The following is a 20140-nucleotide window of genomic DNA, read 5'->3' as shown; positions in this document are numbered from 1 at the left end:
CCGGGCCATGCTCGAGTGTGCAGTTCGCGGCAGTGTTTTCGAAAAACATTGCCGCGAACTGTCAACTCGCGTAACCGGGACCGCCGTGTGACGAGACAATCGCCACACCGCGGACTGGAATAACTTCACAAGAGTCCTGAACTGCGCGGAAATCATAGGTATCGGTGCGGCGGGGCGGACGGTGGGCCAGTAATATTTCTCAACATCCTTTCGCCGTGCTATCGGCGCTGGTCCTAGCGTGTTCCGGTGAGCATTCAGACAAGCACCCCCGCACCCGCTGGAAAGACCGGGTTCCAGCTACCCAAATGGGCCGGCTCGTTCGGCTTCCAGATCATCGCCGCCCTGATCGTGGGCCTCGGCCTTGGCCTTCTCGCCAAGTACACGGGCAGCACCAAGGCCAACCCCAATGCGCTCGGCACCACCCTGCAGACCATCGGTTCGAGCTACGTCTCGCTGCTGCAGACCGCCGTGGTCCCCCTCATCTTCACCGCCGTCGTCAGCTCCATTTCCAACCTGCGCGCGGTCTCCAACGCTGCCCGGCTCGCCTGGAACACGCTGCTCTGGTTTGCCATCACGTCGCTGATCGCCGTGCTGATCGGGATCGGACTCGGCGTGCTGCTGCAGCCCGGCGCCGGCACCGGCATCAACCAGGAAGCCAAGTACGCCGGCAAGTCCGGCGACTGGTGGGCCTTCCTCACCGGGCTCTTCCCCAAGAACTTCCTGGGTCTGGGCGCGACCACCACCGTCACCGACGGCGTGGCCACCACCGCGGTGAGCTTCAACGTGCTCCAGATCCTGGTGATCGCGATCGCCGTCGGCATCGCCGCACTTAAAGTGGGGAAGGCCGCCGAGCCGTTCCTGAACCTCAATGCCTCCGCCCTCGCCGTGATCCAGAAGGTCCTCTGGTGGATCATCCGGATCGCGCCGATCGGCACCGTCGGCCTGGTCGGCAATGCCGTGGCCGTCTACGGCTGGGACACCATCGGCTCGCTCGGCAAGTTCACGGTGGCCATCTACATCGGCCTGGCGCTCGTGCTGTTCGTGGTCTACCCCGTCCTGATCCGCAGCCACGGCCTGTCCGTCAAGCAGTACTTCTCCGGCGTGTGGCCCGCCGTGCAGCTGGCCTTCGTCTCCCGCTCCTCGATCGGCACGCTGCCGCTGACCCAGCGCGTGGCCGAACGGAGCCTGGGCGTCCCGCGCGCCTATGCCTCCTTCGCGGTGCCGCTGGGCGCGACCACCAAGATGGACGGCTGCGCCGCGATCTACCCCGCCGTCGCCGCGATCTTCGTGGCCCAGTTCTTCGGCATCCAGCTTGATTTCACCCAGTACGTGTTGATCGCGCTGGTGTCCGTGCTCGGCTCGGCCGCGACCGCCGGCACCACTGGCGCCGTCGTGATGCTGACGCTGACGCTTTCCACGCTGGGACTGCCGCTGGCCGGCGTGGGGCTCCTGCTGGCGATCGACCCGATCCTGGACATGGGCCGCACCGCCGTCAACGTGGCCGGCCAGGCCCTGATCCCTGCAATCGTGGCCAAGCGCCAAGGCATCCTGGACGAGACCCTCTACAACGCGCCGCGGAACGGCGATCCGTTCAGCGACGACCTCACCGACGCTTCCGCCGGCGCTGTGGCCGCGCCGGCTGCTGATCCGGCCGCAGCGCGGCCGACGGCGGAGCGCGAACTGGCGGACGCCACGGCCTAGCCGGTCCGGTAGGCATAAGTGCAACGGCGAAGTCCCCGGAATTTCCCGGGGACTTCGCCGTTTCTGCCGTTGAATGGGCCGGGGGCTGGCCCTTAGCGCCCGCCGATCACGCCCTTTTCCGCCGCCTTGGTGACGGCATCCGCTTCGGCCTGGGTCAGGGTTCCGTCCTTGACGGCCTGGTCCAGCCGGGGCTTCAGCGCGGCGGCGTGCTGGGCCTGCTCCGCGGTCCGGATTTCCTCCAGGGCGGCAGTGACCTTGGCTTCATCGATGCCAAGGGACTTCGCCAGGGATGCGGCCAAAGCCTTCTCCATCGCGGCGCGGTCCGGCTTCTGCCCTTCGGCCGGCGGGGTGGTCGGCTTGTTCGCGTCGCGGAAGGCCTTCAGGGCGTCGGTGACCTTGGCCTCGTCAACGCCGAGTTTGGCGGCGAGGTCCTTGACACGGGTGCCGAGCTCGGCGCCCGCAGGTCCATGGCCGTGGCCGTGGCCGTGGCGCCCACCGTGCATGCCGTGCCCGCCGGAGAAGGTGCCACCCGGGGCGCTGGGGGACGGGGTGGGGCTCGGCATCGTCGTGGCAGAGGCCATCCCGGCGACTCCGAGCCCGGCGCCGAGTGCCACCGCCGCGGCCCCAAGGCCGAGCGCGATTTTGGTTGTGCGTGACATGTGTGTCTCCTGGATCTGCCGCGCGGTGACGGCTTTTGTTGCTGACGGCTCTCCTTGGGAAGTCGGTACCACCAGCGTCTTCAGTCTGCACCCGCCTGAGCAGAGATAGCTGTCTCCCAGCTTTCAGGTTCCTGTGAATCCTGCTGTGAATCCGGCAACGGATCCCCCCTGGCGCAGACCTCTACGACAGCCGGCAGCAGGTCATGGCCCGGATGGTCTCCGAAGCCGAGCAGCGCGGCGCCAACGCCATTGTCGCCATGGGCTTCGACACGTCAGCGATCGGGCCCAACTGGACGGAGATCTGCGCGTACGGCACGGCCGTCTTTGCCATTCCACTCTCACACAACGAGCCCGGAGCGCTTGAGCGTTGAAAATACTTGCCCAGAGTGCAAACATGCACGTAGTGTAAGGGCGTGTCTTCACTACCATCCTCTGCCGGCGGCCAGGCTGCCGCATCCGGTGAACCAGGCGTCCCGTCACGCCGCGAACTAAATAAGGCGGCCACCCGGCAGGCCATCACTGATGCCGCACTAAACCTGCTCCGGTCACGGGGCCCCGGAAACTTCACGGTGGAGGACATTGCCGACGCCGCCGGGATATCCCGCCGCACCTTCTTCAACTACTTCGGCAGCACCGAGGCGGCGCTGGCCTCGGTGACATTCGGATTTCTTGACACCGCGCTACAGCAGTTCCGGCTGCGTCCGGCCGACGAACCCATCCTGGACTCGGCGCGGGCAGCCCTCGTTGAACTGGCCGATCCCATGACGGTTGCACCAGTGGCCGAGATTTACAGCCTGGGCCAGACCAATCCCCAGCTCAGCCGCTCCGAACTGGAAGCCTGGGACCACTGCACCGAACAAATCATCGAGGCCGCCCGCGAACGCTTTGCCCGCACGGCCGGCCGCGACATCGACGAACTCTATCTGCGTGCCCTCGCCGGTTCGGTCATCTCCTGCGGCAAAGCAGCCCTGGACGTGTGGTTCGCCCGTTGCGGCGGCGACCTCAGCCCGGATTCCCTGTCCGTCCTCCGCCAGCTCCTGATCGAATCCATGGGCCTGCTGGGCTCCGGTTTCGCATCCCAGTCCCCCGCCACCCCTTCCCCAGATCGGCACTGACATGGCCCTATTGCTTTACCGTCTCGGCAAGTTCTCCTACCGTCACCGCTGGCTCGTCATCGCCCTCTGGCTCGCCGTCATGGTGGCCGTCGGTGCTGCGGCAGCCGCCTTCCACGGCACCCTGTCGAATAACTTCCAGATTCCCGGCACCGAAACCCAGCAGATGGCGGACAAGCTCAAGAGCGAGCTTCCCTCGTCGTCCGGCGGCTCCGCGAGCGTCGTGTTCGAAGCCAACGATGCCCAGTTCAGCCAGGCCGGAAAGGATGCGGTCACGGCTGCGCTGGCAAAACTGAAGACCCTGCCCGATGTCCAGGGCACGGTTGATCCGTTCGCCACCCAGGCGCAACTGGACAAGGCCGCCGCCGACCTCGCCGCGGGCAAGGAGCAGTCCGCTGCCGGCAAAGCCCAGCTGGACCAGGCCGCGGCCGAGCTGGCCGCAGGAAAGGCCAAGCTGGACGCTGCCGAGCAGCAGATGACGTCGGCCGGCATGCCGGCCGCCGTCATCGAGGCGCAGCTCGGCCAGCAGAAGGCGGCCCTCGCCGAAGGCCAGGCAAAGCTCGACGCCGGCACCAAGGAACTGGAAGCCGGCGAGGCAAAGCTGGCCCTGGGCACACGTCAGCTGGAGGCATCGAAGGGCCTGCGCTTCGTCTCCGAGGACGGCAAGGCCGCGATCGCACAGCTCCAGTTCAAGACCTCCATCAACGGGCTCAAGCCTGAGGTCCGGCAGGAAGTCCAGAACATCGTCAAGGAGGTTTCCGCCGCCAACGTGACCGCCCTGCCCAGCAAGGAGATCAGCGAGGACATTTCCGAGATCTTCGGCACCGCCGAAATTCTCGGCATCGCCGTGGCAGCCCTGGTCCTGATCATCATGCTCGGGACCCTGATCGCTGCCGGGCTTCCGCTGCTGATGGCCATCGTCGGCGTCGCCGTCGGTGTTGGCGGCACCTTCGCCCTCAGCGGTGCCATGGATATGAGCTCCATCTCCCCGATGCTGGCGCTGATGCTCGGCCTTGCCGTCGGGATCGACTACTCCCTGTTCATCGTCAACCGGCACCGCGGCCAACTGCTCGGCGGTATGGACGCCGAGGAATCAGTGGCGCTGGCCACCGGCACGTCCGGCAACGCTGTGCTCTTCGCCGGCCTTACTGTCATCATCGCCCTCGCGGCCCTCGTGGTCCCCGGCCTTCCGTTCCTGGCTGTCATGGGTCTCTCTGCCGCCGCGACGGTAGCCGTTGCCGTCGTCGTTGCCCTGACCCTGACGCCCGCTGTCCTCTCCCTTGTGGGCCGGAAACTGATCTCCAAGCGAGCATGGGCCAAGGCGGAGAAGCACAACGCCGCCCCGGGCCACGAAACCGAGGACCGGGCCCGCGACGAACGCCGCAGCACCCGCGGCTGGGGTGGCCTCGTCACCCGGCACCCGGTCCTGACCCTGCTGGCCGCAGCCCTGCTGCTGGGCATCGTGGCTCTGCCGGCGAGCCAACTGCGGCTTGCCCTGCCCGATGCCAGCTCCGAACCGGTCGCCTCACCGGCCTTCAAGGCCTATGACGTGACCAAGCGGAGCTTTGGCGAGGGCATGACCGGCCCGATCATCGTGGTGGGCGAGCTCCCCGAAGGACTCAGCGAAGCCGACGCCACGGCCAAGCAGTTCGACGTCGCGGACATCCTGCGCAAGACCGAGAATGTCACCGCCGCCGTGCCCCTGGCCCTGAGCGAGGACCGCCGCACCGCCGTATTCCAGGTCATCCCGACCGAGGGTCCGGCCAGCGCGAGCACCGTCCAGGTGGTCTCCGAACTCCGCGCCGAAAAGGCCCAGATCAAGGACTCCACCGGCGTCAGCATCGGCCTCACCGGACAGACCGCCGGCAACGTCGACGTGTCCACCAAGCTCGGTGACGCGCTGCCGCCATACCTGGCAATCGTGGTGGGCCTCTCGCTGATCCTCCTGCTGCTCGTGTTCCGCTCTATCTGGGTGCCGCTGCTGGCCACCGGCGGTTTCCTGCTCTCGCTCGCCGCCGCCTTCGGTGCCGTCGTCGCCGTCTACCAGTGGGGCTGGCTGGGGGGCGTGTTCGGCGTCGAGAATCCGGGTGCCGTGCTGAGCTTCCTGCCGATCATCCTGATCGGCGTGCTGTTCGGCCTGGCCATGGACTATCAGGTGTTCATTACCTCAGGCATGCGCGAGTCGTTCATGCACGGTGAATCGGCCAAACACGCGGTTCGCACCGGCTTTAGCCATGCCGCGTCCGTGGTCACCGCTGCCGCCATCATCATGGTCAGCGTGTTCTCCGGCTTCATCTTCTCGCACCTGAACATGGTCCGGCCGTTGGGCTTCGCCATGGCCTTCGGCGTGCTGGTGGACGCGTTCGTGGTCCGCATGACGATCGTCCCCGCAGTGATGTACCTGCTCGGCGAGAGGGCCTGGCGGCTTCCCCGCTGGCTGGACCGGATCCTACCGGACGTCGACGTCGAGGGCGCCAAGCTCCACCAGCCGGCACGCGCCGCCTCGGCAGTGCCCGAAGCCGAGCCCGAAGCCGAGTCCGAAGAGGTCGCAGCGCGCTGACGTTCGCCAGCGCGATACGACGGTAATGCTCCGCCCGCTAGAGCAACGCGGGGTCACATAGCGCCCATTAGTCCCCTTCGGACGGGCGCTAAGTGACCCCGCGTTGCTGTGCTGCCGGCTCCCTCAGCGATTGCGGTAGTAGTCCTTCCAGACCAAGCGGTGAAGGGGAATCCAACGCGGCAGCGACCTCAGACCGGGGATGAACGGCAGCAGGGTAAGCAATGCCGTGAGCACGAACATTGTGACGACAACCAGCGCATCGGCATTCGGCGCGGACTTGAACGGTTCCACCTGGTAAAGGAGCGAGAAGAGCCACAACCAGGACTGCCCCGGCGTATCGCCGGTTTCGTTCATCACGCCCCACTGATCCCCGGAGAGGTGCTGGCTTGCCGCGAGACCCGGGAAGTAGCTGCCGTCTCCCAGGAACAGGAGGCTGTGCGTGTAGTCCGTGTTGTAGAAGCTTCCGCCGTTCTGCAGAACGCCGTCCAGATTTCCTTGGCGCGCCATGTTCAGCAAGGCGCCGGTCAGCGCAGGGACCGGGCCGTAATCACCGTCGGCCACCTTGGCGGGGTCGTTATCGGGCGCGGCGGCGAGGGCGTCGGAATAGGCGGCTGCCCAGCCTGAGCGCTGCTGGTCTGTGGCCGCCATCCAACGTGCCAGGTCTGCCGGCGGAGACGGCAGCGTCGCCAGCGGGGCGATCACGAAGTCATTGGCGTTGTCTACGGGAAGGCGGACGCCGGAGAGGCTTTGCAGGTCCACGGGGCCGATCGTCTGCGACGCACCTGGGGTCGAGGTGTAGGGCGGCCCGTACCCCGCAGAATCGCTGGTACCGGCCAGTTCTTTTGCCGCGGTGCCAACGAAATCCGCCGGGGCGGCCGTGGCCCACGCTTTCAAGCTGATGCTGGGCTCATCAGGGGACCCGAAGAGGGCGGATACGCCGAGCACTAGCAGGCCGACCACCACAACACCGATGATCAGTTCCTTGATGAGGTCATATTCGCGGACGCTGCCCGTCCAGGGCCGGCTGGCAACGTCGTCCGTCTTCCGCCAGGAGATACTGTTGGTTTTCCTGGTCATCGCACTGCGCCCCGGGATTCGGTGGTCTCCGGCGGTGCGGTGGGCTCTGGAGGCTCCGCGGACTCCGGACTGTTGTGAAGCAGTTGGGCGTCTGACTCCGCGGCCTCAAGCGGAGGTACCACGCCGTGGACCCGGACCAGCAGGACATGCAGGATCACCACAGCGCCCACGGCCAGGGGCAGCAGGGTGACGTGCCAGGTGAAGAGCTGTCCGACGTTGGCCACATTGAACCAGGCGCCGACTCCGACCGCGTTCAGCGCATCCTTGGCTTCGAAGGCAATCCACTGGGAATCGAAGTTCGTCTGGAGCAGATACCCGGTGAAGGCGGCCACGATGGAAATGCCAAAGGAGATCACGCCGGTGATCCAGGTCAGGACCCGGCCCCCGCGCCAGGCCGCCATCCAGAATTTCAGCCACAGGTGCACCACCATGAAGATGAAGAAGAGCTCCACGCTCCACAGATGGCTGCTGTTGACGAAGTGCCCCAGCGAGGAAACGTGATACCACTGGGGCCCGTTCAGTCCCAGCACCACCCCGGAAACAATGATCCACAGGAGGGAAGCGATGGCCCCCATGCCGAAGACGTACGCCCAGGATGCCACATAGCTTGGCTGGTCCTCGGGCAAGAGCTTCTCCGGAGGAAGCTTCTTAAGGAGCCACCGGCGGGCTCTGCCGGTCAAGGTGTGGGCATCAGGTTCGTCGACGGGCGTGCCATGCCCCGGCGTCGCGTGGGCGCTCACTTCCGCCGCTTCCCGCCGGGAAAAGGCAGAACCAGGGCCAGGACGAACAGGATGATCATGACGACGATCACTATCAGGTTGCCCGACTGGATGGTGAAGCCGTCCCAGCCATAATATGTTCCGTCACCAACGGTGCCAACGCTTGCCACTAGCCAACCGGCCATGGGTTTCTCGATTCTCTGTAGGGTGCCGAGTCAACCACACCATCACCCAATGTCAGCAACCAGAGTCTTTCGCCCCGCCCGGCGCCCGTCCACCGCTCTCCGGCAGGCACAGGGTCAATTAGGCTGGATCCGTGACCCGCCTCATTCTTGCCTCCCAGTCCCCCGCCCGCACCAAGCTGCTCAGCCACGCCGGGATCCAGCACGAGGTCCTTGTCTCCGACGTGGACGAGGACGCCGTCCAGGCCCGCTACGGCGTGACTGACCCACATGACACCGCCCTCCTGCTCGCCCGGGCCAAAGCCGAGGCCGTCGCCTCGCTGCCCGAGGCCGACGGCGCCATCGTCATCGGCTGCGATTCGGTCTTCGAGTTCGACGGCGAGGCCCACGGCAAGCCCTACACGGCCGACGTCGCCCGTGAGCGCATGCTCCGTATGAGCGGCAGCATGGGCGTTCTGCACACGGGGCACTGGCTCGTGGACTGCCGCGACACCGACGGCGGGGACGCCGACGGCGGCGGCGAGCTCACCGCCCGCGGCTCCGGCGCCACGCTGGGCTCGGTGTCCTCGGCCGAAGTGCACTTCATGGAGATGAGCGCCGAGGAGATCGAGACCTATATCGCCACCGGCGAGCCGCTCCAGTGTGCCGGCTCCTTCACGATCGACGGCTACGGCGGGGCGTTCATCCGGAAGGTCGACGGCGACCCCCACACCGTCGTCGGGCTTTCCATTTCCACGCTCCGCGCCCTGCTCGGCCAGGCAAATGTGGGAATCACCGAACTCTGGACGGGCGGCGCCATTGACCCGGCGGACGTCCGTGCCGAGTGAGGGCAGGGGGAGGGCCAGCGACGGCGGAATGAGCCAATTCGCCGCCCTTTGTGGGAACCCTACAAAGGAAGGGCCGTTTACGCGCGGAATCCGCAAGTAATATCGGCGGAACCCTCAAAACCGCGCTAGGCTCCCTGAAGGAAAGAAGGAGACGCCTTGTCAGCAAATTCGGAGCAGTCCGCGACCACCGTGCCGGGATCAACGCAGTCACATGCAGCAGCGGGCACCCGCCCGCTCAGCAAAGTGCTGATCGCCAACCGCGGAGAAATTGCGGTGCGCATCATCCGCGCCGCCCGCGATGAGGGCATTGCCTCGGTGGCCGTGTACGCGGATCCGGACCGCGACGCGCTGCATGCCCGGCTCGCCGACGAGGCTTACGCGCTGGGCGGCAACACCGCCGCGGAATCCTACCTCGTGATGGACAAGATCATCGACGTCGCCCGCCAGTCCGGCGCGGATGCCATCCACCCGGGATACGGCTTCCTGGCAGAAAACGCCGACTTCGCCGCCAAGGTGATCGATGCCGGCATCACGTGGATCGGGCCCTCCCCCGAGGCGATCTCCGCCCTGGGCGACAAGGTCCAGGCCCGCCACATCGCCGAGAAGGTCGGCGCCCCGCAGGTCCCCGGGACCGCCGATCCCGTGGCGTCCGCCGAGGAAATCCTCGACTTCGTGGACAAGTTCGGCCTGCCCGTCGCCATCAAGGCGGCCTTCGGCGGCGGCGGCCGCGGCATCAAGGTGGCCCGCACCCGCGAGGAAATCCCCGAACTTTTCGAATCCGCCGTGCGCGAGGCCACCGCCGCCTTCGGCCGCGGCGAGTGCTTCATCGAGCGCTTCCTGGACGCCCCGAGGCACGTCGAAACCCAGTGCCTCGCCGACGCCTACGGCAACGTTGTGGTCGTCTCCACCCGCGACTGCTCGCTCCAGCGCCGCAACCAGAAGCTCGTCGAGGAGGCCCCGGCCCCCTTCCTGTCGGAGGAGCAGAACCGGCGCCTCTACGAATCATCCAAGGCCATCCTGAAAGAGGCCGGCTACCTCGGCGCGGGCACGTGCGAGTTCCTCGTCGGCCAGGACGGCACCATCTCCTTCCTTGAGGTCAACACCCGCCTGCAGGTGGAGCACTGTGTCTCCGAGGAGGTCACCGGGATCGACCTCGTGCGCGAACAGTTCCGGCTGGCCCGCGGCGAGGAGCTCGGCTACGGGGACCCGGAAGTCCGCGGCCACTCGATCGAATTCCGCATCACCGGCGAGGACCCGGGCCGGAACTTCATGCCCGCCCCGGGCACCATCACGACGCTCAAGAACCCGACCGGCCCCGGTGTCCGCATCGATTCCGGCGTGGAGCAGGGCGATGTCATCAGCGGCAACTTCGACTCCATGCTCTCCAAGCTGATCGTCACCGGCGCCACCCGCACCCAGGCCCTGCAGCGGTCCCGGCGCGCGCTCGAGGAGATGGTGGTGGAAGGCATCCCCACCGTCATCCCGTTCGACCTCGCGGTGGTTTCCAACCCCGACTTCGCACCGGCCGAGGGCCCCTTCAAGGTCCACACCCGCTGGATCGAGACGGCCTTCGTCAACGACATTCCCGCCTGGACCCCCACCGGCACCGAGGCCGAAGCGGCCGACGCCGGCGACCGCCAGCGCGTCGTCGTCGAGGTTGGCGGCAAGCGCCTGGAAGTCGTCCTGCCCGCATCACTGGGCTCGGTCAGCGCCACGGCCGGCGCCAAGCCGGCCAAGGCCAAGAAACGCCTCCGCAGCGGCGGCGCAGCCGTGGCCGCGAGCGGCAACGCGCTGACCTCGCCTATGCAGGGCACCATCGTGAAGGTGGCCGTCGCCGAGGGCGACGCCGTCGCCGAAGGCGATCTCGTCGTCGTGCTCGAAGCGATGAAGATGGAGCAGCCGCTCACCGCGCACCGCGCCGGGATCGTCATCGGCCTCTCCGCCGCTGCCGGCGAGACGGTCTCGGCCGGCGCCATCATCGCCCTGATCGAGGACGGCGCGGCCGAGTAGCTTCGGCCCTCAGCATCCGCTGGGCGGGACGCAGGCGTGCCTCTGGCGCCCCTGCGTCCGGCCCGTGCAAACTTGGTCTGTGAAGCCATTTCTGCTCCTCGCCTCCCGCGCCGAGGACGAGGCCGCCGAGGACGAGTACCGGGCCTACCTGCGCTACGGCGGACTGGAACCCCCGCAGCTGCACCGCATCCGGATGGAGGCCGGCCCCCTGCTTGAGCTGGAGCTGTCGCGCTACTCCGGAGTGATCGTGGGCGGAAGCCCGTTCACCTCCAGCGACCCTTCCGAGCACAAGACCGACACCCAGCACCGGGTGGAGCGCGAGCTCGCCGCGCTGTTGGACAGGGTCGTCGCTGAGGATTTCCCGTTCCTGGGCGCCTGCTACGGGGTGGGCACGCTGGGCCGGCACCAGGGCGCCGTGATCGACCGCACCTACGGTGAAGGCCTGGGCGGCGTCACCATCAAGCTAACGGACGAAGGGCTCGTGGATCCCCTCCTGCGCGGGCTGCCGGAGAGCTTCACGGCCTTCACCGGCCACAAGGAAGCCTGCACCGTCCTGCCTGCCCACGCGGTGCTCCTGGCCAGTTCGGCCGCCTGCCCGGTGCACATGTTCCGGATCAAGACCAACCTCTACGCCACCCAGTTCCATCCTGAGCTCGACGCCGAGGGGCTGATCACCAGGATCGACATCTACCGCCATGCCGGATACTTCCCGCCGGAATCGGCCGAGATGCTGATGGAGGACGCCCGGCAGTTCGCGGCCACCGAACCGATGAAAATCCTCCGGAACTTCGTCGAGCGCTACGCGAGCTAGTCCCGCTGGCAGTCACCAGGTACGGACCGACGAGATACGGAAGTGCCGGACGCGGAAATGCCCGGCGTGTTCAGCGAACACGCCGGGCATTTCCGTCAGCAGCAGGCCTGGAGCGTCAGGCTACATTGTTCTCGTAGTCGAGGTCCCGGGTTTCCTTGCTCACGAACAGGGCGATCAGTGTCAGCACGGCCATGGAGGCGAGGTAGACGCCCACCAGCACGGTGCTGCCGCCCGCCAGCTCCCAGAGCCAGACGGCGATGAACGGAGCCACGGCCGCGCCAAGGATGCTGGAGACGTTGTAGCTGATCGCGGAGCCGGTGTAGCGGACGTTGGTCGGGAACAACTCCGGCAGGAGCGCGCCCATGGGGCCGAACGTCAGGCCCATGAGCGAGAAGCCGATGACCAGCAGTGCCATGGCGCCGACGAAGCCGGCGTTGAACAGCGGAACGAACAGCAGGCCGAAGGCGAGGATGCCGAAGGTCACGGCGATCAGCATCTTGCGGCGGCCGAATTTCTCGGCCAGCGGGCCGGAGACCAGCGTGAAGATGCCGAAGAACACGACGCCGGCGATCAGCATCCAGAGGAAGTCGTTCCGGGTGTAGCCCAGACCCGGCACGAACGCCGCCGCGGCGGCATCGGTCATCGGCTTGCCGGCCTTTACGGCGGCGGCCTTCGCCGCGTCCAGGCTGGCCGCCCGGGTGCCATAGGTCAGCGTGAATGTGGTCATCAGGTAGAAGAGCACGTAGGTGGCGAGCATGATGAACGTGCCGAGGATCAGCGGGCGCCAGCTGGTCTTGAAGACCCGTGCCAGCGGCAGCTTGGCGACCTCTTTGGATTCGAGGACCTTGGTGAAGGCGGGGGTTTCGATCAGCTTGAGCCGGACGTAGAGGCCGATGATCACCATCACGGCGCTGGCCAGGAACGGTACGCGCCAGCCCCACGCCTCGAATGCCGCCGGGGTCAGGGTGTAGCTGAAGATCAGGAAGATCACGTTGGCGATGATGAAGCCGATTGGCGCACCCAGCTGCGGGAACGTGCCATAGATGGCACGCTTGTTTGCCGGGGCGTTCTCGGTGGCGAGCAGCGCCGCGCCGCTCCATTCCCCGCCGAGGGCAAGGCCCTGGGCGAAGCGCAACACGACGAGCAGGGCCGGGGCCCAGAAGGTCCAGCCGGGAACGGTCGCCGTCGGGAGGCAGCCGATCAGGAAGGTGGCAATGCCCATCGTCAGCAGCGAGGCCACGAGCGTGCCCTTGCGGCCGAACTTGTCACCGAAGTGGCCGAAGACGATCGAGCCGAGCGGCCGGGCGATGAACGCGACGCCGAACACGGCGAAGGATGCCAGGAGCTGCGTGGTCTCGTTCTGCCCCGGGAAGAAGAGCTTCGGGAAGACCAGCACGGCGGCGGTGGCGTACACGTAGAAGTCGTAGAACTCGACGGTGGTGCCGATCAGGCTGGCGACGATCACGCGGCCGCGCGAGTTCACCTGCTTGGCAGACCCATGCTCCGCGGAGGTTGCAGTGGAGGACATGTAGTAACGCTTTCATGATGACCGGACAGATGTTCCCCAGGGCCCGATGCCCCGGGCCGCCGGCTAGGGATTCGTATATGTCTGATAATAGTTCCCATCGTCCACCCAATGGACAAACGTTCCACTATTTGGACATTCTGGTTTGTCTCACGTGGTGGTCGTCACAGCGATTCTCACACCGTCACATAAGCCCCGATAGGCAAACGTCACAGCACGTTAATAAACCGCGACCGTCCCTGAAACGCGGCGTACCTACCGTTGAGGGACAACACCCCCCAAGGAGGTCTCCTAAGTGACTGCTGAACGCACCGCCGAAATCGGCACCGCAGATGCCGGCGCCGCCCGCACTGCCGACACCCTTACCCTTGAGCACCGGCCCGGCCGCTGGATCGCCAACTGGGATGCAGAAAACAAGGAACAGTGGGAATCGGCCGGCCGCGCGATCGCCCGTCGCAACCTGAACTGGTCCATCTTCGCCGAGTTCCTGGGCTTCGTTGTCTGGCAGCTGTGGTCGATCGTGGTGGTCCAGCTTCCCGCCGCAGGCTTTAAGTTCTCCACCAACGAGATCTTCTGGCTGATCTCCATGCCAAGCCTCGTGGGCGCCACGCTGCGGATCCCCTACACGTTCATGGTGCCGCGCTTCGGCGGCCGCAACTGGACCATCGTCTCCGCACTGTTGCTACTGATCCCCACGATCGGACTGGGCCTGTGCGTCGCCAACCCGGCCACCCCGTTCGGCGTCATGCTCTTCGTGGCGGCCCTGGCCGGCTTCGGCGGCGGCAACTTCGCCAGCTCGATGGCGAACATCACCTTCTTCTACCCGGCGCGGGAAAAGGGCTGGGCCCTGGGCCTGAACGCCGCCGGCGGAAACCTCGGTGCCGCCGTCGCACAGCTGGCCGTGCCGATCGCCATCACCCTGCTGGCAGCCGGCACCGTGAACCTGCCCGTGGCCGGGTTCATGTGGGTTCCGCTGATCCTGCTGGCCGCCTTCGGCGCCTGGAAGTACATGAACAACCTCACCAGCGCCAAGGGCGACGTCGCGGGCTCGCTGGCCGCGCTCAAGGAACCGCACCTGTGGATCATGGCGCTGCTGTACATCGGCACCTTCGGCTCGTTCATCGGCTTCGCCGGCGTCTTCCCCAAGCTCATCAAGGACTACTTCCCGGCATTCTCCTCGATCTCCGTCGGCACCGTGGCCCTGTCCCTGGCCTTCCTCGGCCCGCTGGTTGGTTCCCTGGCCCGCCCCTACGGCGGACGCATGGCGGACCGGATGGGCGGAGCCCGCATGACCGTCGCAGCCTTCGCCGCTATGGCCGTCATCACCCTGACCATGCTCTGGACGCTGCCCCTGAAGAACTTCTGGCTCTTCCTGTTTCTGTTCCTGCTCCTGTTCACCGCGAGCGGTTTCGGGAACGGCGCCACTTACCGCATGATCCCGATCATCTTCGCCACCTCCAGCCGGGCCGCCCGTTCCGGGGCCAGCACGCACACCACCCAGCGGCTCGCGTCCTCGGCCCTCGGCCTGATCTCGGCCATCGGCGCCTATGGCGGATTCATCATCCCGCAGGTGCTCAACGCCTCCAACACCGCCAGCGGCTCCTACACCTCGGCCTTCTACGGATTCGTCGGGGCCTACGTCCTGATGCTGGCCGTCTGCTGGTTCTGCTACATCCGCAACGCCAACCGAAACGCGATGGGACACGTCTAACATGATCACCGGCGCCGACACGCACTGCCCCTACTGCGCCCTGCAGTGCGCCATGACGCTCACCTCTCCAGCGGCTCTGACCCCGGCTCCCCAGCCGGGGTCAGACCCCGTTGACGCCGCACCGGCGACGGCACCCGCCGTCGCTGTGTCACCCGCAAGCGCGCCTCTCGTCACTGTGACCGGCCGGGACTTCCCCACCAACCGCGGCGGCCTGTGCCGCAAGGGCTGGACCTCCGCGTCGCTGCTGGACCACCCGGGCCGCGTCACGGAACCGTTGCTGAAGGACGACGACGGCGTCCACCGCCCGGTCAGCTGGGACGAGGCCCTCATGCGGATCGTCTCCGCCGTGAAGAAGGCCCGCGCCGAACACGGAGCGGACGCCGTGGGAGTCTTCGGCGGCGGCGGCCTCACCAATGAGAAGGCCTACCAGCTCGGCAAATTCGCCAGGCTGGCCCTGGGCACCTCGCGGATCGACTACAACGGACGGTTCTGCATGTCCTCCGCGGCCGCGGCCGGCATGCGCGCCTTCGGCCTGGACCGCGGGCTGCCGTTCCCGCTGGCGGACCTCGACGCCGCCAGCACCATCCTGATGCTGGGCTCCAACGTCGCCGAGACCATGCCGCCCTTCGTCCAGCATCTGCAGGGCGCGCGCGACGCCGGCGGGCTGATCGTCGTCGACCCCCGGCGCTCCGCCACCGCCGCGTTTACCTCCGACGGCGGCGGTCTGCACCTGCAGCCCCTGCCGGGCACCGACCTCGCCCTCCTCCTGGGCATCGCCCACGTGGTGATCCACGAGGGCCTGGCCGACGCCGCGTTCATCGCGGAACGGACCGCCGGCTACGACGCCGTGGTCCGCAGCGTCGGAAGCTTCTGGCCGGAACGGGTCCAGTCGATCACCGGCGTCCCGGCCGGGCTGATCCGCGACACCGCCCGCCGGCTGGCCGACGGCGCCCGCAAGGGCGGCAGCTACATCCTCACCGGCCGCGGCGTCGAACAGCACGTCGACGGCACTGACACCGCCACGGCCGCCATCAACCTCTCGCTCCTGCTGGGGCTGCCGGGCTCCGCGCGCAGCGGCTACGGCACGCTCACCGGCCAGGGCAACGGCCAGGGCGGCCGCGAACACGGCCAGAAGGCCGACCAGCTCCCCGGCTACCGGAAGATCACCGACCCCGCCGCCCGCTCCTACATCGCCAAGGTGTGGGGCGTGCCCGAGACCCTGATCCCCGGCCCCGGCCTCCCCGCCGTCCAGCTCCTGAAGTCCCTCGGACAGCCCGACGGCGTCCGGTGCCTCTTCGTGCACGGCGCCAACGTCGCGGTCTCCGCCCCGGATGCCAACGCCGTGATCGAGGGCCTGCGCAGCCTGGACTTCCTCGTGGTGTGCGACTTCTTCCTCTCCGAGACCGCCGCCGTGGCGGACCTGATCCTGCCCGTGACCCAGTGGGCCGAGGAAGAGGGAACCCTCACCAACCTCGAAGGCCGCGTGCTCCGCCGCCGACGGGCCCTCACTCCCCCGCCCGGTGTCCGCAGCGAGCTGTGGATCATGACCCGGCTGGCCGAGCTCCTGCATGCGCCCTCCACCTTCAGCGAGGACCCGGAGACCGTGTTCGAGGAGCTCCGGCTCGCGTCCTCCGGCGGCCTGGCCGACTACTCGGGAATCGACTACGCCATGCTGGACCGCGGCGAGGCCGCCTACTGGCCGTACCCGTCGGGTAGCACCGGCACGCCGCGACTCTTCCTGGACGCTTTTGCCCATGCGGACGGGCGGGCCGTCTTCACGGCGGTGACGCCCCGACGTCGTTCTGTTTCTCGGGACTCCGCGTCCGCTTCCACGGCGGACCGTGCCGGCAGGCCGATGACGCTGATCACCGGCCGCCTCATGGAGCACTACCAGTCAGGGGCGCAGACCCGCCGGGTGGCCGCGCTGGTCGAGGCCCGGCCGGAGGCGCGGTTGCAGCTGCACCCCGCCGCGGCCGCCGCCCAGGGCATCGCCGACGGCGACTACGTCTCGATTTCGAACGAACGCGGCGAGGTCAGCTGCCGTGCCGAGCTCAGCACGGACATCCGCCCGGAGACGGTGTTCCTGCCGTTCCACTTCCCGGAACTCGAGAGCGCCAACCGGCTTACTGAGGCGGCCACGGACCCCATTTCCGGGATGCCTGAGTTCAAGTCCAGCAAAGTGTGGATTCGCCCGGCAGTGTCCGGGGATGTCCCGGCCGGTGATCACAGCGGTGTTCAAGCCCGCGTTCTTCAAGCAGAGGAGACCTCATGACTGAGCGGATTGTGGTGGTGGGCTTCGGGCCTGTCGCCGCGCGGCTGATCGACGAGCTGCTGCCTGCCGTGCGCATCGGCATCGCGCACCTGACGGTAATCGGCGAAGAGTCCGAGGCCGCGTACAACCGTGTCCTCGTGGCGGATCTCGGCGTCGGCCGGACCACGCAGGCCGCCCTGGCCCTCGCGGACCCGGCCGCGCTGGTGGCCGACGGCGTAGACGTCCGGCTGGGGGTCCGCGTCCGGCGCGTGGACCGCGCCCGCCAGCAGGTTGTCCTCACCGACGGCACCACCCCCGGCTACGACCGGCTGGTCTTCGCCACCGGTTCCCGGCCGGTCATCCCGAACCTCACCGGACTCAACCCGGACCCGGCCGCCCCGGTCCTGCCGCCTGGCGTGACGGCCCTGCGCGATCTCCGGGACGCGTCCGTGCTCCACTCGGCGGTGGCCGGAGGCAAGCGCGTGGTGGTCCTGGGCGGCGGCGTCCTGGGCCTGGAGGCCGCCCTGGCCGCGGCCGAGGAAGGCGCAACGGTCACCGTGGTGCACAACGGCCCGCATCCCCTGGGCCGGAACATCGACCGCGGCGGCGGCGCCGTGCTCGCGGCGTCGCTGCGGAACTGCGGCGTGCGCGTGGCCGGTAACGCCCGCTCCACCGGCGTCGAGCACAACGCCCCCGACGGCGGCTTTTCGGCCCTGCTGCTGGATGACGGCTCCGCGATCGACGGCGACCTCCTGGTCCTCTCGTGCGGCGTCCGGCCGCGGACCGAACTGGCCGAAGGCTGCGGACTCTCCACGGCCGCCGGCATCCTGGTGGACCACAAGCTCCGCGCCCACCACGAGCCCCACATCTTTGCGATCGGCGACTGCGCGGAGGTCCGCTGCCCGGACCCGGAATGCGTGGAGTGCCGGACCGCGCGCGGTCCGTCCGGACTGGTAGGCCCGGGCTGGCGGCAGGCCGAATGGCTCGCCGAATATCTGACCCTGCTGGCGTCCGGCGCTCCTGCCGAGGCGGAAGCTTTGCCGGCGCTTGCGGCGGAGCTGCCGGGCGTGATCGTGCTCAAGGCCCGCGGCATGAACATGGCCGCGGCCGGGGACGTGTCCGCCGAACCGTGGGACGAGGAAGCCCTCACCGCCGGAGCAGTGAACGGCCGCGCCCGGCTGCAGATTGCCCAGTGGGCCGATCCGGAGCATGGTCGCTACGTGAAGATGACCACCCGCGCCGGCGTGCTTGAGGGACTCGTGGCCGTGGGCATGCCCCGGACCTCGGCGGAGCTCGTGCAGCTGTTCGAGCGCGGCGCCGAACTCCCCGCGGACCGCTCGCTGCTGCTGCGCCTGGACGGGCCGGACCAGCTCGCCCCGCCCGGAGCCGCCGACCCCACCCGGACGGTCTGCCGGTGCGCCGGCGTCAGCGGAACGGCCATTGCCGCCGCGGCCTCCGATGGCTGCTCCACGGTGCCCGAGGTTTCCGCGGCGACCCGTGCCGGCACGGGCTGCGGCGGCTGCCACGACGACATCAAGGGAATCATCGAGGCCCACTTTCAGGGGGCGGTTGCCTGAGGGCGGGAAGGACGTCACGCTTTGAAAAAGGCGCAAAGAACTGGCATGGCGGCGAACTTTATCCGCACGATTTCCGCCATCGGTGCCCGCGAGGCATCGCCGGACCGGGGTTCTGCCGCCCCGGAGGCCGGCTCGGCGGGGTTTACTGAGCTGCGTTGTCGAACGTCTTCTGCCACTGGGCATGCTCGCGGCCGGCGTCCAGCCGGCGGCTGGCAGTCCACCTGGGCAGATAGTCCGGCGCGGGCAGCCCGCGGGCAGGCTTCAGCGCGGGCACAGGCCGGGTCTGGACAGGCTTGGCCACAGGCCGGGTCTGAACGGGCTTCCGGCGGTAGCCCGGCGCCGGGTCGGCCACCGTCCATTTGATCACGGCGCGCAAAAGGAGTACGAGCACCCAAAGAGCGAGCCCCGCCACGATGTATTGCCAGAACAAGACCAGTAGCACGATCGCCAATAGCACGAAAATGAACATAACGCCACTATTACACATGCGACACGCCTCGAGATAGGGGTTTTACTCCCTGATCGCCCGCACGGGAGTTGTCGGTCACGGCACGGAAGCCCGGACATTGTTCAAACACACTGCAGTACCGGCGCAACGATGCGCTCGCTCTGAAAGGTGGACGCGCTAAGCATCCGGCCAAGAGACGACTCTCCGTCTCAGGAGCCATTTCCGACAATCATTCCCTACCGGCAAACAGGACTCTTGTTCGTGCGACAGCGGTACGGGCAGTGGCACTGCCGGTGGGAAGGAGCACGCCTCGTTATCCGGCGCTAGTTGGATTAAACTGGGGGCACTAAACCCCTTCGAGGACTGGTTGCCCGTGGAGACGATATTCTTCCTGGTCGTAATTCTCATCGCAGTGTGGATCCTGCTCGGCCTCTTGCTGAGACTCAAGAAGAGAACCCGCCGCAAGGGCTCCAGTTACTACGTACCCACCTTCAAAGCCAACTTCGACACATGGGAGAGTAAGTGGACCATGGACCGAAAGCTGCAGGAGAGATGGGATAAGGCACAGTGGCAGCAGGAGTTTAACCGTCCGTAGAGCCGGCCGGCCTACTAGATGAGTGAGTCCGTATTCGTTTAGTGGTCGTAGGCGATGAGTGAGCGTTTGCGGGGCGCGTCGATGTGCCAGTTGTGCCAGATACCGGCGGCGAGTGCGAAGAGTCTGGCCGCGACTCTGGCATAGACCCCGGCGAGGGTCCGTCCGCCGTGCTGTTCAAGGGTGAGTTGACCTTTGAGGGTGTCGAAGACGGATTCGATCCATTGCCGGATGCCGCCGAAGTTCCCGAAGCGGTGCTTCTCGTCTTTGCGGTCGGGCCGGATCAGGGTGGCGCCGAGATTTTCTGTGATGAATTGTTCGAACTCCCGGCCGGCGAAGCCTTTGTCGCCCAGAATGAGCTGCCCGGCGTGGATGAGG

Annotated in this window: 18 protein-coding genes; 11 read left to right on the top strand and 7 right to left on the bottom strand. The window is 67.3% G+C overall.

The features are described 5' to 3' along the window. Nucleotides 1-246: 246 nt before the first annotated feature. The gene (locus BLR03_RS03490) at nucleotides 247-1701 is read left to right on the top strand and encodes a dicarboxylate/amino acid:cation symporter (RefSeq protein WP_091249490.1); all 1455 of its coding nucleotides are present in this window, start codon (nucleotides 247-249) and stop codon (nucleotides 1699-1701) included. 92 nt (nucleotides 1702-1793) lie between these two features. Here the strand turns inward: BLR03_RS03490 and BLR03_RS03485 are convergent, their stop codons facing one another. After that, on the bottom strand, nucleotides 1794-2360 hold the full coding sequence (locus BLR03_RS03485; protein WP_091249488.1) for a Clp protease N-terminal domain-containing protein: 567 nt from the start codon (nucleotides 2358-2360) through the stop codon (nucleotides 1794-1796). A 149-nt stretch (nucleotides 2361-2509) separates the two neighbouring features. On the opposite strand from BLR03_RS03485, the gene BLR03_RS03480 reads away from it, so the two are divergent. The 3 genes from BLR03_RS03480 to BLR03_RS03470 are packed head-to-tail and all read left to right on the top strand — an operon-like array spanning nucleotide 2510 to nucleotide 6032. Beyond that, nucleotides 2510-2731, top strand: coding sequence for a heavy metal-binding domain-containing protein (locus BLR03_RS03480; RefSeq protein ID WP_091249485.1), 222 nt, complete (start codon nucleotides 2510-2512; stop codon nucleotides 2729-2731). A gap of 42 nt (nucleotides 2732-2773) precedes the next feature. Next, nucleotides 2774-3475, top strand: a complete 702-nt coding sequence (locus BLR03_RS03475; protein ID WP_091249482.1) for a TetR/AcrR family transcriptional regulator — start codon at nucleotides 2774-2776, stop codon at nucleotides 3473-3475. A 1-nt stretch (nucleotide 3476) separates the two neighbouring features. After that, nucleotides 3477-6032, top strand: a complete 2556-nt coding sequence (locus BLR03_RS03470; protein ID WP_091249480.1) for an MMPL family transporter — start codon at nucleotides 3477-3479, stop codon at nucleotides 6030-6032. Nucleotides 6033-6155: 123 nt separating this feature from the next. On the opposite strand, the gene BLR03_RS03465 is transcribed toward BLR03_RS03470, so the two are convergent. Genes BLR03_RS03465 through BLR03_RS24305 form a run of 3 tightly spaced genes read right to left on the bottom strand, consistent with a single transcriptional unit; the run spans nucleotide 6156 to nucleotide 8013 of the window. After that, the gene (locus BLR03_RS03465) at nucleotides 6156-7109 is read right to left on the bottom strand and encodes a hypothetical protein (protein ID WP_254788139.1); all 954 of its coding nucleotides are present in this window, start codon (nucleotides 7107-7109) and stop codon (nucleotides 6156-6158) included. Next, nucleotides 7106-7849 (bottom strand): cytochrome b N-terminal domain-containing protein, encoded by a 744-nt coding sequence (locus BLR03_RS03460; protein WP_091249477.1) that lies wholly within the window; start codon nucleotides 7847-7849, stop codon nucleotides 7106-7108. The genes BLR03_RS03465 and BLR03_RS03460 overlap by 4 nt, the downstream gene beginning before the upstream one ends. Continuing rightward, nucleotides 7846-8013, bottom strand: coding sequence for a hypothetical protein (locus BLR03_RS24305; RefSeq protein WP_175460401.1), 168 nt, complete (start codon nucleotides 8011-8013; stop codon nucleotides 7846-7848). The genes BLR03_RS03460 and BLR03_RS24305 overlap by 4 nt, the downstream gene beginning before the upstream one ends. A 131-nt stretch (nucleotides 8014-8144) precedes the next feature. On the opposite strand from BLR03_RS24305, the gene BLR03_RS03455 reads away from it, so the two are divergent. The 3 genes from BLR03_RS03455 (at nucleotide 8145) to BLR03_RS03445 (ending at nucleotide 11658) form a co-directional block, all read left to right on the top strand. After that, a complete protein-coding gene (locus tag BLR03_RS03455; RefSeq protein WP_091249474.1) occupies nucleotides 8145-8837 on the top strand; it encodes a Maf family protein in 693 nt (230 codons plus the stop codon). Between the two features lie 189 nt (nucleotides 8838-9026). After that, nucleotides 9027-10847 (top strand): acetyl/propionyl/methylcrotonyl-CoA carboxylase subunit alpha, encoded by a 1821-nt coding sequence (locus BLR03_RS03450; RefSeq protein ID WP_091249982.1) that lies wholly within the window; start codon nucleotides 9027-9029, stop codon nucleotides 10845-10847. Between the two features lie 79 nt (nucleotides 10848-10926). Further along, nucleotides 10927-11658, top strand: coding sequence for a glutamine amidotransferase (locus tag BLR03_RS03445; RefSeq protein ID WP_091249471.1), 732 nt, complete (start codon nucleotides 10927-10929; stop codon nucleotides 11656-11658). A 115-nt stretch (nucleotides 11659-11773) separates the two neighbouring features. Here BLR03_RS03445 and BLR03_RS03440 read toward each other — a convergent pair whose 3' ends face one another. Then, the gene (locus BLR03_RS03440; protein WP_091249468.1) at nucleotides 11774-13186 is read right to left on the bottom strand and encodes an MFS transporter; all 1413 of its coding nucleotides are present in this window, start codon (nucleotides 13184-13186) and stop codon (nucleotides 11774-11776) included. A 316-nt stretch (nucleotides 13187-13502) separates the two neighbouring features. On the opposite strand from BLR03_RS03440, the gene BLR03_RS03435 reads away from it, so the two are divergent. From BLR03_RS03435 to BLR03_RS03425, 3 genes are read left to right on the top strand one after another with little or no spacing between them, the layout of a single operon-like run. Then, nucleotides 13503-14894 (top strand): MFS transporter, encoded by a 1392-nt coding sequence (locus tag BLR03_RS03435; RefSeq protein ID WP_091249979.1) that lies wholly within the window; start codon nucleotides 13503-13505, stop codon nucleotides 14892-14894. Between the two features lies 1 nt (nucleotide 14895). After that, nucleotides 14896-17166, top strand: coding sequence for a molybdopterin oxidoreductase family protein (locus BLR03_RS03430; RefSeq protein ID WP_091249465.1), 2271 nt, complete (start codon nucleotides 14896-14898; stop codon nucleotides 17164-17166). Beyond that, nucleotides 17163-18722 carry an FAD-dependent oxidoreductase gene (locus BLR03_RS03425; RefSeq protein WP_091249462.1) on the top strand — a complete coding sequence of 520 codons (1560 nt, stop codon included), beginning with the start codon at nucleotides 17163-17165 and terminating at the stop codon, nucleotides 18720-18722. The genes BLR03_RS03430 and BLR03_RS03425 overlap by 4 nt, the downstream gene beginning before the upstream one ends. A gap of 142 nt (nucleotides 18723-18864) precedes the next feature. On the opposite strand, the gene BLR03_RS03420 is transcribed toward BLR03_RS03425, so the two are convergent. Continuing rightward, the gene (locus tag BLR03_RS03420) at nucleotides 18865-19191 is read right to left on the bottom strand and encodes a hypothetical protein (protein WP_091249459.1); all 327 of its coding nucleotides are present in this window, start codon (nucleotides 19189-19191) and stop codon (nucleotides 18865-18867) included. A gap of 352 nt (nucleotides 19192-19543) precedes the next feature. On the opposite strand from BLR03_RS03420, the gene BLR03_RS03415 reads away from it, so the two are divergent. After that, on the top strand, nucleotides 19544-19765 hold the full coding sequence (locus tag BLR03_RS03415; protein WP_091249457.1) for a hypothetical protein: 222 nt from the start codon (nucleotides 19544-19546) through the stop codon (nucleotides 19763-19765). A gap of 38 nt (nucleotides 19766-19803) precedes the next feature. Here BLR03_RS03415 and BLR03_RS03410 read toward each other — a convergent pair. Next, nucleotides 19804-20140, bottom strand: a 337-nt coding sequence (locus BLR03_RS03410; protein ID WP_139184461.1) for a transposase, incomplete at its 5' end; no start/stop codon positions are given.

Origin of the sequence: Arthrobacter sp. ok909 (assembly GCF_900104405.1) — a bacterium.
GTDB classification, from domain to species: Bacteria; Actinomycetota; Actinomycetes; order Actinomycetales; family Micrococcaceae; genus Arthrobacter; species Arthrobacter humicola.
The sequence above is the reverse complement of the archived record's forward strand: the minus strand, read 5'-3'. Positions and strand labels throughout refer to the sequence as shown.

Coding starts and splice junctions, on each gene's coding strand:
- BLR03_RS03485 (WP_091249488.1), bottom strand. CDS start 2,360: ATGTCACGCACAACCAAAATCGCGCTCGGCCTTGGGGCCGCGGCGGTG.
- BLR03_RS24305 (WP_175460401.1), bottom strand. CDS start 8,013: ATGGCCGGTTGGCTAGTGGCAAGCGTTGGCACCGTTGGTGACGGAACA.
- BLR03_RS03470 (WP_091249480.1), top strand. CDS start 3,477: ATGGCCCTATTGCTTTACCGTCTCGGCAAGTTCTCCTACCGTCACCGC.
- BLR03_RS03440 (WP_091249468.1), bottom strand. CDS start 13,186: ATGTCCTCCACTGCAACCTCCGCGGAGCATGGGTCTGCCAAGCAGGTG.
- BLR03_RS03425 (WP_091249462.1), top strand. CDS start 17,163: ATGACTGAGCGGATTGTGGTGGTGGGCTTCGGGCCTGTCGCCGCGCGG.
- BLR03_RS03420 (WP_091249459.1), bottom strand. CDS start 19,191: ATGTTCATTTTCGTGCTATTGGCGATCGTGCTACTGGTCTTGTTCTGG.
- BLR03_RS03465 (WP_254788139.1), bottom strand. CDS start 7,109: ATGACCAGGAAAACCAACAGTATCTCCTGGCGGAAGACGGACGACGTT.
- BLR03_RS03430 (WP_091249465.1), top strand. CDS start 14,896: ATGATCACCGGCGCCGACACGCACTGCCCCTACTGCGCCCTGCAGTGC.